The 17,562-nt window shown below is 63.5% G+C and carries 12 protein-coding genes; 5 read left to right on the top strand and 7 right to left on the bottom strand.

Translation table 11 applies throughout. The annotated features are described in order from the left end of the window. Window positions 1-18: 18 nt before the first annotated feature. Window positions 19-2,304, bottom strand: a complete 2,286-nt coding sequence (locus B5527_RS31800) for a spermidine synthase (RefSeq protein WP_079607662.1) — start codon at window positions 2,302-2,304, stop codon at window positions 19-21. A 263-nt stretch (window positions 2,305-2,567) separates the two neighbouring features. Between B5527_RS31800 and B5527_RS31805 the strand changes: the two genes are divergently transcribed. Continuing rightward, window positions 2,568-4,169, top strand: a complete 1,602-nt coding sequence (locus B5527_RS31805) for a phytoene desaturase family protein (protein ID WP_079607663.1) — start codon at window positions 2,568-2,570, stop codon at window positions 4,167-4,169. 217 nt (window positions 4,170-4,386) lie between these two features. Here B5527_RS31805 and B5527_RS31810 read toward each other — a convergent pair whose 3' ends face one another. Together B5527_RS31810 and B5527_RS31815 are read right to left on the bottom strand one after the other, a co-directional pair. Beyond that, window positions 4,387-5,511, bottom strand: a complete 1,125-nt coding sequence (locus B5527_RS31810) for a hypothetical protein (protein WP_079605029.1) — start codon at window positions 5,509-5,511, stop codon at window positions 4,387-4,389. 594 nt (window positions 5,512-6,105) lie between these two features. Continuing rightward, window positions 6,106-6,417 (bottom strand): hypothetical protein, encoded by a 312-nt coding sequence (locus B5527_RS31815; RefSeq protein ID WP_079605030.1) that lies wholly within the window; start codon window positions 6,415-6,417, stop codon window positions 6,106-6,108. 119 nt (window positions 6,418-6,536) lie between these two features. Between B5527_RS31815 and B5527_RS31820 the strand changes: the two genes are divergently transcribed. Further along, a complete protein-coding gene (locus B5527_RS31820) occupies window positions 6,537-7,433 on the top strand; it encodes a 50S ribosomal protein L11 methyltransferase (RefSeq protein WP_154072631.1) in 897 nt (298 codons plus the stop codon). 15 nt (window positions 7,434-7,448) lie between these two features. On the opposite strand, the gene B5527_RS31825 is transcribed toward B5527_RS31820, so the two are convergent. Then, entirely contained in the window at window positions 7,449-7,646 is a 198-nt protein-coding gene (locus B5527_RS31825) for a hypothetical protein (RefSeq protein ID WP_079605031.1), read from the bottom strand. Window positions 7,647-7,838: 192 nt separating this feature from the next. On the opposite strand from B5527_RS31825, the gene B5527_RS31830 reads away from it, so the two are divergent. Continuing rightward, window positions 7,839-9,665: an aminopeptidase P family protein gene (locus B5527_RS31830; protein WP_079605032.1), complete on the top strand. Its 1,827-nt coding sequence runs from the start codon at window positions 7,839-7,841 to the stop codon at window positions 9,663-9,665. A 250-nt stretch (window positions 9,666-9,915) separates the two neighbouring features. Next, a complete protein-coding gene (locus B5527_RS31835) occupies window positions 9,916-11,196 on the top strand; it encodes a multidrug effflux MFS transporter (RefSeq protein WP_079605033.1) in 1,281 nt (426 codons plus the stop codon). Window positions 11,197-12,096: 900 nt separating this feature from the next. Here the strand turns inward: B5527_RS31835 and ligA are convergent. Then, window positions 12,097-14,247 (bottom strand): NAD-dependent DNA ligase LigA, encoded by a 2,151-nt coding sequence (gene ligA, locus B5527_RS31845; RefSeq protein WP_079605035.1) that lies wholly within the window; start codon window positions 14,245-14,247, stop codon window positions 12,097-12,099. Window positions 14,248-14,369: 122 nt separating this feature from the next. On the opposite strand from ligA, the gene B5527_RS31850 reads away from it, so the two are divergent. Continuing rightward, window positions 14,370-14,657: a GIY-YIG nuclease family protein gene (locus tag B5527_RS31850; protein ID WP_079605036.1), complete on the top strand. Its 288-nt coding sequence runs from the start codon at window positions 14,370-14,372 to the stop codon at window positions 14,655-14,657. A gap of 273 nt (window positions 14,658-14,930) precedes the next feature. Here the strand turns inward: B5527_RS31850 and recN are convergent, their stop codons facing one another. Together recN and B5527_RS31860 are read right to left on the bottom strand one after the other, a co-directional pair. Then, window positions 14,931-16,604, bottom strand: a complete 1,674-nt coding sequence (gene recN, locus B5527_RS31855) for a DNA repair protein RecN (RefSeq protein WP_079605037.1) — start codon at window positions 16,602-16,604, stop codon at window positions 14,931-14,933. Between the two features lie 12 nt (window positions 16,605-16,616). Further along, window positions 16,617-17,540 carry an outer membrane protein assembly factor BamD gene (locus B5527_RS31860; protein ID WP_079605038.1) on the bottom strand — a complete coding sequence of 308 codons (924 nt, stop codon included), beginning with the start codon at window positions 17,538-17,540 and terminating at the stop codon, window positions 16,617-16,619. Window positions 17,541-17,562: the final 22 nt, after the last annotated feature.

The following is a 17,562-nucleotide window of genomic DNA, read 5'->3' on the forward strand; positions in this document are numbered from 1 at the left end:
TCCCAACCGCCCCGAGCCCTACTCCTCGCCGTCGCGCAGCCGGCGATAGACCGCGCCGAGCACGTTGGAATAATCGTCGGTCCAAACCCGCTGGTTCTCGTCGGGTTCGGTCAATTCCCACTGCTCCGAGGACGCCAGCTTGCCGAGGTCGGCCTCCTCGCGCGCGCAGACTACGACCGAAGTGGCGAAGATGTATTCGTCATCGCGGTTGGAATCCTCGCTGTAGACCCAGCTCTTGAGATCGTTGGCTTCCGCAATGCCGACGACGACGCTGGACAATTCCAGATGCCGGTTGGAGACGTGCATCACGACAGCGCCCTGCGGCGCCAGCTTGTCCTTGTAGATCTTCATCGCCTCCTGGGTGGCGAGATGGATCGGGATCGCGTCCGACGAATAGGCATCGACGATGATCAGGTCGTAGACGCCGTCGGGCTCGCGGGCGAAGGTCAGCCGCGCGTCGCCCATGACGGGCTTCAGATCCGGCTCGCAGTTCTGGATGTAGGTGAAATATTTCGGGTCGCGCGCGGTATCGACCATCGACTGGTCGATCTCGAAGAATTTCCAGCTCTCGCCCGGCTCGGAGGCGCAGGTCAGGGTGCCGGAGCCCAGCCCGATCACCGCCACGCGCAGCGGTGCGCCCTTGCGCTCGCGCACCGCCGTGATCGCCTGACCGATACCGCCATCCTTGTGGTAATAGGTGATCGGCTCCGGCCGCCCGGTCACCGGCGTGCCGTCATTGTTCAGGAATTTCTGGGCGCCGTGGATCGTGGTGCCGTGCATCAGCACGTGATACTGGCCATGCGGCGTGACCACGATCTTGTGGACGCCGAAGAAGCTGCGCACGGTTTCGACGCGCCCGTCGTCGGACGGATAGGCGCGGATCAGCACCAGCGCCACCGCGACGGTTGCGAAAATCTTCCAGCGGTTGGCGTTCAATCCGAGCGCCAGCAAGGCCGAGAGCACGCCGACGGCGCCGATCACCCAGACCCGGTGGTCGCCGAGCCAGGCCATGACCTTGCCCTGCGAATAGGACGGCGCGATCAGGGCTACCGCCAGCACGGCGAGAAACGGCCAGTACCAGCCGCTCCAGCGCGGCAAACGCTCCTCGCCGCCGGGCGGCCGGCACAACGCCGCCAGCCCCAGCAGGATCGGGTATTCGGCGATCCATGAGAAGGTAAAGGGTGCGATCAGGCCTGCGAACAATCCGCCGACCATGCCGCCGAACGACAGCGCGACATAGAAACCGGTGAGATATCGCGCGGCAGGCCGCGTGCGCGCCAGTTCGCCATGGCAGGCCATCGCGATCACAAAAAAGCAAAGCAGATGCCCACCGAGCGTCAGCAGCAGGTTCTGCTCGCCGCCGATCGCGAGCAGCATGATCACGCCCGCGATCGCCAGCGGCTGCGTCATCAGCATCCATTTGTGCGGCAGCAGCGGGCGCGACTGGAACACCAGCACCCAGGTCAAAAGATAAAGCGATAGCGGCAGCACCCACAACAACGGCGCCGCGGCGACATCGGTGGAAATATGCGCGGTCACCGCGATCAGCAGGCCCGACGGCACCGCGGCGAGGAAGATCCAGCGCGCGCGCAGGATCCACGGCGGCGGCGGGGCATCGGTATCCTCGGCAAGTACATCGACCGCGGCCATCGCAGGCGAGCGCAGCAGCAGCACGCCGCAAGTCCCGATCAGGACGATCAGCAAGCCATAGCCGCCGGTCCAGATCAGGTTTTGCGTGCGCAGCGTGAACATCGGCTCCAGCAGCACCGGATAGGACAACAGCGCCAGGAAACTGCCGATATTCGAGGAGGCATAGAGGAAGTAGGGATCGGGCCCGTTGGGATGCCCGGTGCGGACGAACCAGGCCTGCAGGAGCGGATTGTTGGCGGCCAGTGCAAAGAACGGCAGCCCGATCGAGACCGCGAACAGGCCCAACAGCCAGAACGCATAGCCCGATGTCGGCGGCTCGCCCCACCCGCCCGCGATCGACAGCGGCAGCGTCAGCAGGGCGATCAGCAGCAGCCCCAGATGAACGACCACCGGAATCATGCGGTTGCGGATCCGCATCAGGTAATGCGCATAGGCATAGCCGGCGAGCAGCAGCGACTGGAAGAACACCATCGCCACCGACCACACCGCCGGCGAACCGCCGAGCCGCGGCAGCACCATCTTGGTGAACAAAGGCTGCACCGAGAACAACAGCAGCGCGCTGACGAAGATGGCCGAGGTGTAGACCATCAGGACCAGCCGGTTTCGGCCGGCGGAAGGCTGGTCCGTGGCAGCGGACGGATCGGGTGACGTCATGGAAACTCCGGCTTGAACCCGGCGGGCGCCGGCGGCGGGATTTCCGGCAAAGCGCGCGCCGGGCGCGGCAATGGAGCATAGGGCGACGCGGCGGGCAATGCGGGGGAGACAGCCGAAGGGCATGTTGGCATTGTGCTGATGTTCACATCTTCGCTAAGGAGTGAATGTCATTCCGGGACATGCCAAGCAGAACCCGGAAACTCGAGGTTCCGGGTTCATCGCTGCGCGATGCCCCGGGAACGACGAATGCGAATGAACCAGCCATGACAGAAACCGACGTCATCATCATCGGCGCGGGGCATAACGGCCTCACCTGCGCGGCCTATCTGGCGATGGGGGGCCTGCGCGTGAAGGTGATCGAGCGCCGCAAGGTCGTGGGCGGCGCCGCGGTGACGGAGGAATTCCATCCCGGCTTTCGCAATTCGGTCGCGGCCTACACCGTCAGCCTGCTCAACCCGCGGGTCTCAGCCGATCTGAAATTGAGCGAGCACGGCCTGCGGATCGTCGAGCGCCGCGCCCAGAATTTCCTGCCCGCCCCCGATGGCAGCTATTTGCTGACCGGCGAAGGCCGCACGCATCAGTCCGTGGCCAAACTCAGCGAACGCGATGCCGTCAGGCTCGATGCCTTCACGCGCGAGCTTGAGGTGATCGCCGACGTGCTGCGCGCGTTCGTGTTGCGCGCGCCGCCGAACCTCGTCGAGGGGTTTGGCGCCGGATCGATCCGCGAAGCCTTCAACGCGCTCAGCACCGCCAACATCCTTCGCCGGCTTTCGCTGGAGCAGCAGCGCAGCCTGCTCGATCTGTTCACGCGTTCGGCCGGCGAAATGCTGGACGAGGTCTTCGAGAGCGACCTGGTCAAGGCGCTGTTCGGATTTGACGCTATCGTCGGTAATTACGCCAGCCCCTACGCATCCGGCTCGGCCTATGTGATGCTGCATCATGCGTTCGGGGAGGTGAACGGCAAGAAGGGTGTGTGGGGCCACGCCATTGGCGGCATGGGCGCGATCACGCAGGCGATGGCGCAGGCGGCGCGCGGACACGGCGCCGAAATCGGGCTGGATGCCGGCGTGCGCGAGGTGATCGTCGAACGCGATCGCGCGGCCGGCGTCATCCTCGACAACGGCGAAACGATAAGAGCCAGATATGTCGCCTCCAGCGTCAATCCTAAACTGCTGTATACGCGGCTGGTGCCTGCGGATGCATTGCCGCCAGCCTTTCTCGATCGCATCAAGAACTGGCGCAACGGCTCCGGGACTTTCCGCATGAATGTCGCGCTGAATGCCCTGCCCTCGTTCACGGCGCTTCCGGGCGCCGGCGACCACCTCAGCGCGGGCATCATTATCGGCCCGAGCCTGCCCTACATGGACCACGCCTGGCAGGATGCGCGGGCGCACGGCTGGAGCCGCGAGCCCGTGGTCGAGATTTTGATCCCGTCGACGCTGGACGATACGCTGTGCCCGCCGGGCCGGCATGTCGCCAGCCTGTTCTGCCAACATGTCGCGCCGCAATTATCCGATGGAAGGTCGTGGGACGACCATCGCGAGGAAGTCGCCGATCTCATGATCGCGACGGTGGACAACTACGCGCCGGGTTTTGCCGCAAGCGTCATGGGACGGCAGGTGCTCTCGCCGCTCGATCTGGAACGGCAGTTCGGCCTGCTTGGCGGCGACATCTTTCATGGCGCGCTGACGCTGAACCAGTTGTTCTCGGCGCGGCCGATGCTGGGCCACGCCGACTATCGCGGCCCCCTGAAGGGTCTTTACCATTGCGGAAGCGGCGCGCATCCCGGCGGCGGTGTCACCGGCGCACCCGGCCATAACGCCGCGCGCGTAATTCTGGGGGATCACCGGACGCTGTTCAAGTGAGTGGACGCAGATGCAGCCATCTGTCATTGCGAACGTCAGCGACGCAATCCAGATGGTGACGGAGGCAACCGGTTGACAACCCGGTGGACAGCCTGTGGAAAACCGGTTGACGGCCTGGTGATAAGGCGGTGGAGAAGCCGCCCGGATTTGCTGTGGATATTGTCAAGGCGGGCCTGTGAGCAACCAGGCAGAGGCTCAATCCAGGATCTGAAGCTGCTTAGACGTTGGAGAGTTGCGCCGAAAGCCAGGCAATGGCTTCCGTGCCGGAAACCTCATGACCGCCGGCAAATACGCGCAATGTGACAGCGCCCGCAGCGTCAACCTCCCGATAGGCCGTTTGAATTTTCGCGAATGCCTGGTCGCGGCCGAAAGTGTTGTTGCTAAGCCCGTCGCGATCCCCGATTTCGAAATACAAGGGGCACGGTCGCACCAATTTCGCCAAACCCGGAAAAAAATAATTTGCAGCGCCGGGCAGCTGGTGAAGGTAGGTCAGGAACGGTTGGCTTGCCCGGTTTTCGAGCCATCCGGATCTAACCAACTGCTCCTCGTCGCGCAAATACCCCGAAAGGACACTCGGCGTGCGCGCTCCCGTCGCGGCTTCGAGATTGCCGGCGATGACGCTACCCCACGACATTCCATAACGGACAACGCGGAGTTCTGGCACTTTCAGTTGCCTCATGGCCCAAGGGCCGAGGTTCAGCGCCGAGCAAACCACGTTGTGATAGGAAATTCCTGCAAGTGAAAGCATTCCGGCAAGATTGTCCTGACTTGGCTCATTGCCGGACTGAGGCAAGAACGGACACCACACAGCCAATCCCGCTGCGCACAGCCGTGCTCCAATCGCTCTCATGTAGTCAGGAGATGTCACGTTAAAACAACGCTCGGGAGTCGTCTCCATGCCGTGGGCCAGCAAGACGAGACCGCGAGGTGCTGTCCGCGGCACCGCCGCGCAGCCCATGACCGGAACTCCGCAGTCCAGGTCAAAGCTAAGTCTGTGAAGCGTGAAGTCCTCAATCCTGTCGGTCGAAAGGATTCGCAAACTCTCTTCCTGCGCGACGTGCAAGTGATCGCCGCCAAACGCCTCGCGGATTTCTGCCCTGATCACAGGCCCGGTGGCAGCACCCGTCAACCTGTCAGACCGACTGAGGTCAAAGAACGAATGATAGAACTTGTCATATTCAAATCGCGACCAATCCTGACTAAAACAATCCGCCGCGCATTTGCTGTTTGACAATTTCCTTTTTAAGTCCGTCCAGGCACCGGTGCCCGCGAGACCAAAGCAAGCCGACGCGACCACCGAGGCCGTCAAACCTCCAAGGAGAAAGTTGCGCCGCGCAATCATGAAAAAATTTGTATGGTGAACTAGATGGCATACAATGGCAGGAGATGAGCAAGAATGAGGCAGGAGAGTAAGCGTTGTTGCCGGTTGTTTCTCTTTCCATGTGCCTTTCAGATTTTTGTTACGGTCGACTATTTTTCGCAATCGGGGCTTCGCCCAAGTCTTGAAGTTTTCGTTCGCTCACGCGCGACCGGCTTTAATGCCTCGGTTTGAATGCTGAATTTTGCTCCACGCGTGCTGATTGCAATCGTGCATTCCGAATCAACTCGCGATTTGCGGTTACCGCAGCGAGCGTTCCAGTTGAAATCGTCGCGCGGTCCGGCGAGCGATCGAGAGTCATTACCAAAGATTCATGTTCGGGCAGCGACATGACATGTGCTGTGCTGGATCGAGGCGCCCTTCAAAAATGTCCGCGACCGCATATTGAAACAATCCGCTGGCATGATCGGCGTGGCACCGATCCCCGGGGATCCGCGTATTGTCTCCCGAAACGCTATTGGCGCGCGTAGCGCCAATCCGGACCCATCCGGACTGACCACGTGCGTCACGTGCGAAGTGCCTGTGCACAAACCGGGTATGTCCCAGTGCATGACGCTGTCAACGTCCCCTGCGTTTGATGCCGACAGGCTGTGACGACGCGGTCCTGTCTCCGTTGGCGGAGTGAACTCTTTTGCGCATGACCACATGCTGGCCTCTCTCCCGATTTGTGCTGCAGGCCAGGGCCGCCTTTTGCGACACCGGCGCTTGCTCGGACACCGGGTCCGGACCTGACTGCCTCATGCCGTCGCCTCTGACGAACAGCTCGGAATGCGGATCCACCGCAAGCCGCTCGAACAGCGCCTGCAGTTCGGGCCGAAGCCCGTCGCCGCACAGAGCGGCAATGGAGTGAAATTTACGGAAAGGTGCCATGACCCAAAACTCCTGGCGAGGTGTTGAGGCACCATAGGGAGGCAGGCCTGTTGCGCCACCCGATTACCGGGTAATCGATGGGGCGCGTTACCCGCCTGCGCCATTTCCCCGGACCCTTGATGACCTCCATTATTACCCCCAGCACCAGCCGCGCTACCTTCGCCATCGGCAACGAGCAGACCGCCAAGCGCGTGGTCGATCTCCTGACCGAAAGCTTTTTCGACGGCCAGGCCGCCATCGCCGCGTACGAGGGTCCCGGCGGGCGCTGGGGCATCACGGTGCATTTTGCCGAAGCGCCCGATCAAACCTCGATCCGCGAACTCGTCCGTCTCGTCGCCGGTGACGAGGTCGCGCAAGCCATCAGCTTCGACACGGTTGAGGCAAAAGACTGGGTCAAGGCGACGCTCGAAGAACTCGTTCCGGTGCGCGCCGGGCGATTCATCGTGCATGGCAAACATGACCGCGCCCGGGTGCCGCCGAACAAGCTCGGCATCGAGATCGAGGCGGCGCTGGCGTTCGGCACCGGCCACCACGGCACCACCCGCGGTTGCCTGCTGCTGCTCGACGCGGTGCTGAAGGCTTACCACCCCCGGCGCGTGCTCGACCTCGGTACCGGCAGCGGCGTGCTCGCCATCGCGACGGCGAAGGCGCAGCACCGGCCGGTGCTCGCGAGCGACATCGATCCGCTGTCGGTCCGGGCGGCGCGCGACAACGCCCGGCTCAACGGTGTTGGCGGTCGCGTGCAGGCGATCCAGGCGAGCGGGTTTTCAGCGCCGTTATTCGCCGCGCGCGGACCGTTCGACCTGGTGCTGGCGAATATTCTCGCCAATCCATTACGGCAAATGGCAACGCCGATGGCGCGGCATCTGGCACCATCGGCGTTGGTCATTCTATCGGGGTTGCTGCCGCATCAGGCTCAGGGGGTCGTCGCCGCCTACCGCGCCCGCGGGCTTGTTCTCGTGCGGCAGCTACAAATCGAGGGCTGGAGCAGCCTGCTGATGCAGTGCGCGGCCTGACATAATCAGAAATACTTAATCAGCATCAGAAGGTCGCTGCTGGCGGGGGGCGACGGCGCCCTTTTCCTCTTCCTCGCCCAGCGTCCGCCTGACGCGGGCCTCGACAAAACGATCCAGGATCTGGACGATGACACCGCGTTGTTTCTTGGCGGTTGGAGGAATCTGGCCGCGGGGGACCGGCGGCGAAATCTTCTCAAACGTGAAAACAGGCATGGTGTATCCCCTCTTCGTTGAGTTGAAACACTCCTGGAATTTCCCCAGATATCGTTAGGTGAACCGTTTGTGAGACAAACCGTTCCATCCCGTCTAACGCAGGTGTAATAATTCAAGCATAAGTTACGCAAAATATGAAGCAATTTGCATTGCATTGCGGACTTCTCCCCGTACTCCTAAGGTAGGCCCGCGATGTTCGAAGCCCTTTTCCAGACATTCGAAGAGCCCGAAAGCGGCGTGGCGCTGACCGCGCGGCTGTCCGCGTTTCGCGAGGAGCTGGCGCGGCGGAGGCTGACCGGGTTTGTGATTCCCCGCGCCGATCAGCAGCAAAATGAATATGTCGCGCCGTCCGAGGAGCGGCTGGCCTGGCTGACGGGTTTCACCGGATCGGCTGGACTGGCGATCGTGCTGGCGCAAGCCGCCGTATTCGTCGATGGCCGCTATACCCTGCAGGCCGCCAAGCAGGTCGATACCAGGGCCTGGAGCATCGAGCCCCTGGTCGATCCGCCGCCGGAAACCTGGCTCGGGAAGCATCTCGCCGCCGGCGACCGACTCGGGTTTGATCCATGGCTGCATACTTCCGCGGCCGCCGAACGGCTGGCCGCCGCCTGCGCCGGGGCCGGCGCGGAGCTGATCGCGGTCGATACCAACCCCCTGGATTCCGTTTGGACCGAGCGTCCGCCGCCGCCGCTCGGCCCCGTGGCCGTTCACGGCCCGCAATTTTCCGGCGAACCCGAGGCCGACAAGCTCGGGCGTATTCGCCAGGAGATCGCCAGGCTCGGCGTCGATGCGATGGTGCTGTCGGATTCGCACGCGGTGGCCTGGACCTTCAATATCCGCGGCGCCGACGTCTCGCACACCCCGCTGCCGCTGTCCTATGCGTTGGTTCCGAAGGACGGCCGCCCCATTGTGTTCATCGATCACCGCAAGCTGTCGAACAGCGCCCGTGACCACCTCGAACAATCAGCCGACGTCGCCGAGCCGGATGCGCTGACGCCTGCGCTCACCGAGCTGGCACAACGCGGCGCATCGGTCGGCCTCGACAGCGCCACCGCGGCCGACGCCTTGAGCCGGCTGATCGTCGCCGCCGGCGGCAAACCGGTGCGCGGCAACGATCCGGTGAGCCTGCTCAAGGCCGTCAAGAATGCCACCGAGATCGAGGGCGCCCGCAGCGCGCACCGGCGCGACGCGGTGGCGCTGGCACGGTTTCTCGCCTGGATCGACCGCGAAGCCCCGTCGGGGGCGCTGACCGAGATCGATGCCGTCGAGGCGCTGGAGACCTTCCGCCGCGACACCGGCGCGTTGAAGGACGTCTCGTTCCCGACCATCGCCGGCACCGGGCCGAACGGCGCCATCGTGCACTACCGCGTCACCCGCAAGAGCAACCGGCGGGTTTCGCCCGGCGATCTGCTGCTGATCGATTCCGGCGCGCAATATGAGGACGGCACCACCGACGTCACCCGCACCATCGCGATCGGTACGCCGACGGTCGAAATGTGCGACCGCTTCACCCGCGTGCTGCGCGGCCACATCGCGATCGCCCGCGCGGTGTTTCCCGACGGTACCACCGGCGCGCAGATCGACCCGCTGGCGCGGCAATTCCTGTGGCAGGCCGGCGTCGATTTCGAGCACGGCACCGGCCATGGCGTCGGCAGCTATCTGTCGGTGCATGAGGGCCCGGCGCGAATTTCCAAGCTCGGCACCACGCCGCTGCGGCGCGGCATGATCCTGTCCAACGAGCCCGGCTATTACAAGACCGACGCCTACGGCATCCGGATCGAAAATCTGGAACTGGTTGTCGGCACCGATATCGCCGGCGCCGAGAAACCCGTTAATGCCTTCGAGACGCTGACCCTGGCGCCGATCGATCGCCGTCTGATCGATCTGAACATGCTTGATGGCGACGAACTGAACTGGATCAACGAATATCACGAGCGCGTCCGCCATGCGGTCCGCCCGCATGTCGACGAAGCCACCAGAGCGTGGCTCGACGCCGCCACCGCGACGCTGTCGCTGTAACTAGCCGCAATCAGAACGTCATTCCGGGGCGGTGCGAAGCGCCGAACCCGGAATCCAAGGATTCCCCGATGTGCAATCGCACATCTGAGGTCTGGTCCTTCGGACCATCCCGGAATGACGAGGTTGATTGTGGTGGTCGTCCTCAAAAATCGAATAGCCGCATTCCGAAACGGGCGTATTCCCGCTGAAGGATGGGGTTACAGTCGGCTGCGATTTATTTTGAATCATACTCGAGCCGAACCCGGAAAAAATGCACGGAGTGATGGGCAAACAGCCCGAAGCGGTGACGGAGGCCGGCACCGCGCCATCGCGGGTCATGCTGTGGCTGCTGGTCGCGATGACCGGCGTCGCGCCGATTTCGCTCTATATGCTGGTGCCGGCGCTGCCCCAGCTCGCCACCATTTTCGAACGCGACATCTCGATCGCGCAGATGACGGTGTCGCTCTACATGGTCGGCATCGCCTGTTCGCAGATCATCATGGGCCCGCTGTCGGACCGGTTCGGACGCCGTCCGGTGCTGCTGGCGGGACTCGGCCTGATGGTCGCGGCAAGTGCTGCCTGCATTTTCGCCGAGACCCTGCCGGAACTGATCGCGGCGCGGTTTCTGCAGGCGCTGGGCGGCGCCACCGGCATGGTGGTGAGCCGCGCCATCATCCGCGATCTCTACAGCCGCGAGCGCATCAGCAGCATGATCAGCCTGGTGATCGCGGTGATGATGATCGCGCAGATGCTGAGCCCGCTGACCGGCGGCCTCCTGGAAACCGCGTTCGGCTGGCGCTCGATCTTCTACGTCATCACCGGCGCTTCGCTGGCGGTCGCCGTGGCCATCGCGCTCGCTTTGCCCGAGACGCGCCGGCTGCGCGCTGAGGGCAGCGGGTTCCGACAGGATGTCGGCAGCCTGCTCACCAGCCGCGCCTTCATCGGCTACATGCTGTGTCAGGTGCTGGCCTCGCAGATCATCTTCACCTTCGCCGGTGGCGGGCCCTATATCGTGGTGATGCAGATGGGTCGCAGCAGCGCCGAATATGGCGCCTGGTTTGCCACGACGGCCTTTGCCTATCTCATCGGCAATCTGTTCTGTGTGCGCTTTTCACCTCGGCATTCGCTGGAGAAACTGATCTGGTTGGGGCTCGCGCTGCAACTCGCCGGCAGCGCGCTGAACCTGGTATGGGGCGTCATCGGGCTGAACCAGTCGCCGTCATGGCTGTTCGGCACCCAGATGCTGGTGATGTTCGCCAACGCCTTCGTGATGTCGAACTCGGCGGCCGGCGCCATCAGCGTGCGCCCGGAAGCCGCCGGCACCGCCTCGGGCGCGATGGGATTCCTGCAGATGGGACTGGGCGCGCTGATCTCGCAATTCGGCGCTTGGCTCGGCGGCCATTTCACAACGCCGGTGCCGCTCAACATCGCCATCGTCGTGCTGTCGATCGCCTGCGCCTCGACTATGGTTTTCCTGATCCCACGCCGCAACGTGGTGGTCAGCGAGCAACTGATCGAACAGGCGGAGGAGGAAGAATCGGGGTTGCTGTAGGCGGAGGTTCTTGACCTCTCCGCTCGGTAGATTGCGCGAAATTCCGACACAGTCATTGCAGACACACCTTCGCATTCTCGCGGCGCGATACGCCCGAGGTTTGCTCTCAAGTCCCGCCCTCTCAATTCAGAGGGCGCAGGGAATGCCGGGCGCCCGATGCACCCGCAGCCTCGTGTGCGCTATGGGGTAGTAAGTAGGCACACGAGTATTCACAGCGAGTTTACCGGAGTCATCCGGCATTCCCCGCGCAATGGTTTACGGCTTATACCGTGCTCTCCCCGGTGATCGGCTTTCTTGCCACCGTCGTTACGCGGATCAATCCGCCAACTTGACGCCGGCACCGAGGCGTCAGGACCACACGTCTTCGCCGTCCGCGTTGGCATCGCCCGTCAAGCGCGCCGTCGCGTCCACCGCCCCCCGCCCCGCGTCCGTGACGTTCGCGAAACGCCCCTCTGAGTGGAACAGGATGGCGGGGGATATAGACTGATTTGGGTTTTCGGAAAAACAGAATATTTTTGCAAAGGGGGCTGGACATGCCAGCATTGGAAGGCGAACTGATTTGCCCGTCGGGCCGCAAGCGGCGCGCCGTGTCGCCATACACTCACATGAGAACAAGATGGTTTTAATTTGAATCGGTGCCCTTCACCTCTCCCCAGCGGGGAGAGGTCGATTTGCGCAGCAAATCGGGTGAGGGGGCGCTACACCAACGATAGACCGCAACCCCTCACCCGGCGCTACGCGCCGACCTCTCCCGATGGGAGAGGTAAAGTTCACCGCTGCGTCCCTTCATCTCATCACGCTTTAGCCCGTCGTCGCCCGGCGCCTGTCCCCGACTTGATTGGGGATGAGCGGGCGACCCGGTACGCCGCGGCTTCTCATTCAATCGGAAAGGATACCTCGTCACTCCCCGATCATCTTCAGCCATTCATCCTCGGTCAGCACCGCGACCTCGTGCTTTTTGGCTTCCGCGAGTTTCGAGCCGGCGCCGGGACCGGCGACCACGTAATCGGTCTTCTTCGACACCGAGCCGGACACCTTGGCGCCGAGCCGCTCGGCCTTTGCCTTGGCTTCGTCGCGCGTCATCTTCTCCAGCGCACCGGTGAAAACGACGGTCTTGCCGGCGACGGCCGAGTTGCTCTTTGGCTTTTCCGCATCGAGGATGGTGACTTCTTTTGTCAGCCGCTCGACGATGCCGCGATTGTGGCTCTCGCCGAAATAGGCGGCGATGGCGGCGATCACGGTCTCGCCGATCTGGTCGAGCGCGTCCATCTCGGCGATGGCCTCCTCGTCACCGCTGGCGACCTTGAGGCAGGCGTCGTGAAAAGCCGTCCATGAGCCGTAGCCGCGCGCCAGCGCCAGCGCCGTGGTCTCGCCGACCTGACGGATGCCGAGCGCGTAGATGAAGCGTTCCAGCGAAATTTCGCGCCGCCGCCTGATCGCCTCGAACAGGTTGCGCACCGAGGTCGCGCCGTAGCCTTCGATCTCCTCGAGCTTCAGCTTCGCATTTCGCGCTTCGAGGGTAAAAATGTCGGCCGGCTCCTTCACCCAGCCCTGCTCGAAAAAGAATTCGATCTGCTTTTCGCCGAGCCCGTCGATATCGAAGGCGCGGCGCGCGGCGAACAGTTTCAGGTGCTCGATCTTCTGGTAGGGACAGGCAAACTCGCCGGTGCAGCGGGCTCGCGCCCCCTCCTCGCCGGTGGCGGTTTCCTCGCGCACCACGTCGGTATGCAGCGGACACGGGCACTTCTTGGGAAAATGATAGGGCCTGGCATCCTTCGGCCGCTTGTCGGCGACCACATCCACCACCTGCGGGATGACGTCGCCGGCGCGCTGGACGATGACGGTATCGCCGATCCGGATGTCGCGGCCCTCGCGCAACTGCTCGCCGTCGCCGCCGATACCCCGGATGTAATCCTCGTTATGCAGCGTGACGTTCTGCACGATGACGCCGCCGACGCTGACCGGTTCGAGCTTGCCGACCGGCGTGAACGAGCCGGTGCGCCCGACCTGGATCTCGATATCCCGGAGCACGGTCATGGCGCGCTCGGCCGGGAACTTGTGCGCGATCGCCCAGCGCGGCGTGCGCGAGACGAAGCCGAGACGTTCCTGCCAGTCGAGACGATCGACCTTGTAGACGACGCCGTCGATGTCGTAATCGAGATGCGAGCGCTGCTCCTCTATGCTGCGGTGAAAGGCGATCAGTTGCTCTACCGAGTGACACAGCCTGGTCAGCGGATTGGTCTTGAAACCGCAACGCTCGAACCAGCCGATCATGCCGGACTGGGTATCTTCAGGCATCCCGCTCATCTGCCCCCAGGCGTAAGCGAAGAAGCCGAGCGGCCGCGAGGCGGTGATCGACGGATCCTTCTGGCGCAATGAGCCCGCCGCCGAATTGCGCGGGTTGGCGAACACGGTATCGCCGGCGGCCTTCTGCCGCTCATTGAGCGCGAGGAAAGCCCGCTTGGTCATGTAGACCTCGCCGCGCACTTCGCAGATCTCGGGTACGTTGCGACCCCCGAGTTTTTTCGGCACGTCCTCGAGCGTTCGGATATTGGCGGTGACGTCCTCGCCCTCGGCGCCGTCGCCGCGGGTGGCGGCGGTGACGAGTTCGCCGGCTTCGTAACGCAGCGACATCGAGAGCCCGTCGATTTTCGGCTCGGCGCTGAAGTCGATCTGGTCGTCTTCGCCGAGTTTCAGGAAGCGCCTGATGCGACCGACGAAATCGAGCACGTCCGCTTCCGCAAAGGCGTTGTCGAGCGACAGCATCGGCACCGCATGCCGGACCTTCCTAAAGCGCCCCGAGGGCGCCGCGCCGACCTTCTGCGACGGCGAATCGCTGGTGACGAATTCGGGAAACCTGGCCTCGATGGCGCTGAAGCGTTTGCGCAGCGCGTCGTATTCAGCGTCCGAAATTTTTGGCGCGTCCTCCTGATAGTAGCGCCTGTCGTGGCCTTCCAGCTCCAGCGCCAGCCGTTTGTGCTCCACCCTGGCCCGCGCCTTGGTGAGGGTGTCGACGTCGGGGGGAGATTTTGTTTTTGATTTTGCTATCATGATAAGAATTTATAGCCCGTCATTCCGGAATGGTCCGCAGGACCATATCCGGAATCTCGAGATTCCGGGTTCGTGCTTCGCACGCCCCGGAATGACGTTTTGCGTTGTGAGCAATTAATATCATGGCCTATTACGTCTACATACTTGCCAGCAGAAAGGACGGCGCAACCTACATTTGGATTACGAACGATCTCGTGCGCAGGGTCTACGAACACCGCACAAAGGCCGCCCGCAGCGTCACGTCGAAATACAATATCACGCGACTCGTCTGCTTCGAAATCTACGATGATCCGATTTCCGCGATTTCCCGTGAGAAAGAACTGAAGAAATGGAAGCGGAGCTGGAAAACCCAATTGATTGAAGCGCAGAACCCGCGGCGGAATGATCTGTATGAATCCATTTGTAACTGACTCGTCATTCCGGGATGGTCCGAAGGACCAGACCTCAGATGTGCAATTGCACATCGGGGAATCTCGAGATTCCGGGTTCGCGTCTTCGACGCGCCCCGGAATGACAAGGAATACCTACGCCGTGGCCGCGCGCAGCAGGTGTTCACGCGCGTCTTCGACGCGCTATGGTGATGCGCTGCTGATCCGGGGTCCATGACGACGCTCAGTTGGTTGGGTCCCGGCTCTGCGGAGCAGCGTGAAGAACGCTGCACCGCGTCCGGGACACGAGAGACCTCACGCCGTGGCCGCGCGCAGCAGGCGTTCCGCCGCCGCGCGGGCCTCGGCGGTGATTTCCGCACCGGCCAGCATGCGGGCGATTTCCTCGCGGCGGTGATCGGCGGCGAGTGCGTTGACGCGGGTGGCGACGCGTTTGCCCCTGTCGAGCGCGTCCTTGGAAATCAGCAAATGCTGGTCGGCGCGGGCCGCGACCTGCGGGGCGTGGGTCACCGCCATCACCTGCACCTTGCCCGCGAGCCGCGCCAGCCGCGCGCCGATGGCGTCCGCCACCGCGCCGCCGACCCCGGTGTCGATTTCGTCGAACACCAAGGTGGGCGCCGAACCGCGATCGGACAGCACCACCTTCAAGGCCAGCAGGAATCGCGACAGCTCGCCGCCGGAGGCGACCTTCATCAAGGGCCCCGGCCGCGTGCCCGGATTGGTCTGAACCCAGAACTCGATGCGGTCGAACCCCTGCGGGCCCGACGACTCCGGATCGGATTCGATCTGCGTGGTAAACGTGGCGCGCTCAAGCTTCAGCGGCGCCAGTTCGGCATTGACGGCCCTGTCGAGCTTCTGCGCCGACTTCGATCGCGCGGCGGAGAGCTTTGTCGCGGCGGCGCCGTAGCGCTTGTCCGCCTCGGCCGCGGCCGCCTCCAGCTTCTTCAACTGATCGGCGCCGGCGTCGATCAGCGCCACGTCGGCGGCGTATTTCTTAGCCAGCGCCGCAAGGCCGTCGACCGCCGTCGAATGTTTGCGCGAGGCGGCGCGCAGCGCGAACAGCCGCTCCTCGATGCGCTCGAGCTCGCTGGGGTCGAAATCCGCCGCGATCAGCGCCGCCGTGAGATGCTGGTCGGCCTCCTCCAGCGCGTTGATGGCGGCGTCGATCGCCTTCACCGCGGGCTCGACCAGCGCAGGCGAATTTCCGGCCCGGCGCTCGAGCCGCCGCACCGCCGCGGACAGTGCCGCGACCGGCGAATGATTGCCGCTGACGGCATCCTGCGCCTCGCGCAGATCGCCGGCGATCTTCTCGCCCTGCATCATCGTGGTGCGGCGCTCCGCCAGCGTGGTTTCCTCGCCGTCCCTGGGCGCGAGTTTTTTCAGCTCATCAGCGGCGTGGCGCAGATAGTCGGCGTCGCGGGCGGCGCGCTCCATGCTCGCGCGATGCTCGTCGAGCACGGTGTTGGCCGCGCGCCTTGCATCCCACAGCAGCTCCAGCGCGGCGACGTCCTTCTCGAGGCCGGCGAATGCATCGAGCAGGCGGCGGTGGGTCGAGGCATCGACCAGCGCCCGCTCGTCATGCTGGCCGTGGATCTCGACCAGCGCGGAGCCGACCGCCTTCAGGGTCTGCACGCTGATCGACTGATCGTTGATGAAGGCACGGGTGCGGCCATCGGCGAGCTGCACACGGCGCAGGATCATTTCGCCGGTGTCGTCGAGGCCGTTATCGCCGAGGATTTTCGCGGCCGGATGGTTCTTCGGCACGTCGAACACGGCGGTGACCTGCCCCTGCTCGACGCCATGACGGACCAGACCGGCGTCGCCGCGGCCGCCGAGCGCCAGCGCGAATGCATCGAGCAGAATGGATTTGCCGGCGCCGGTTTCGCCGGTCAGCACCGCCAGGCCACGGGAAAACTCGATATCGAGCCGTTCGATCAGGACGATGTCACGGATCGAAAGGCGCGCCAGCATGCTGAATTAATCCTACCCAAGACCCAGTTTTTTGAAAGCCCTGGAGATATAGGAACCCTGATTCTCGCTCGGCTCGACGCCGCCGGACTTTACTAGATTATAGGCGTCCTTGTACCAGCGGCTATCGGGAAAATTGTGCCCGAGCACGGCGGCCGCGGTTTGCGCCTCGCCGACGATGCCGATCGCCATGTAGGCCTCGGTGAGCCGGGCCAGGGCTTCCTCGACATGCCGGGTGGTCTGATACTGGGTGACCACGGTCTTGAAACGGTTGATGGCGGCGGTGTAGTCGCGTTTGTCCATGTAATAGCGGCCGACCGCCATTTCGCGGCCGGCGAGCTGGTCGCGCGCGCCTTCGAGCTTGGCCTTGGCGCTGACGGCGTATTCCGAGGTCGGGTATTTGCGAATCACCTCTTCAAGCGCCGCGATCGCCTTCTCGGTGCGGCCCTGATCGCGGGTAATGTCCGGAATCTGGTCGTAATGCGAGGCCGCGATCAGATATTGCGCATAGGCGGCATCGGGGCTGCCCGGGTGCAAGGTGACGTAACGGGTCGCGGCGCCGATGCAGCTGTCATAGTCGCCGGAATCGTAGAAGGCATAGGCCGACATCAGCAGCGATTTGCGCGCCCAGTCGGAATAAGGATGCTGACGGTCGACTTCCTCGAATTTCTTCGACGCCGCCTTCGGATCCTTCTTCTGGTTCATCAGGTACAAGCCCTCATTGTAGAGCTTGTCCGCGGGCTCCTCGACGAAGGTATCGTCCTTGGCCATAAACTTGTCCCACAAGGCCCCGGTGCCGCATCCGCTCAGGGGGATCGCGAGCACAACCAGGCCCGCGGCCAGCAGCAGCCGCCGGCCGATCCAATTGCGCCCCGCAATCTCTTGGCCGATGCCAGCCGATTTCTTGCGGAATTCGAGCGTCATACGCGGTGCCGACATGAAGTTATGACCTGACGCCTGT

The organism is Bradyrhizobium erythrophlei (assembly GCF_900129425.1).
Taxonomy (GTDB): domain Bacteria; phylum Pseudomonadota; class Alphaproteobacteria; order Rhizobiales; family Xanthobacteraceae; genus Bradyrhizobium; species Bradyrhizobium erythrophlei_C.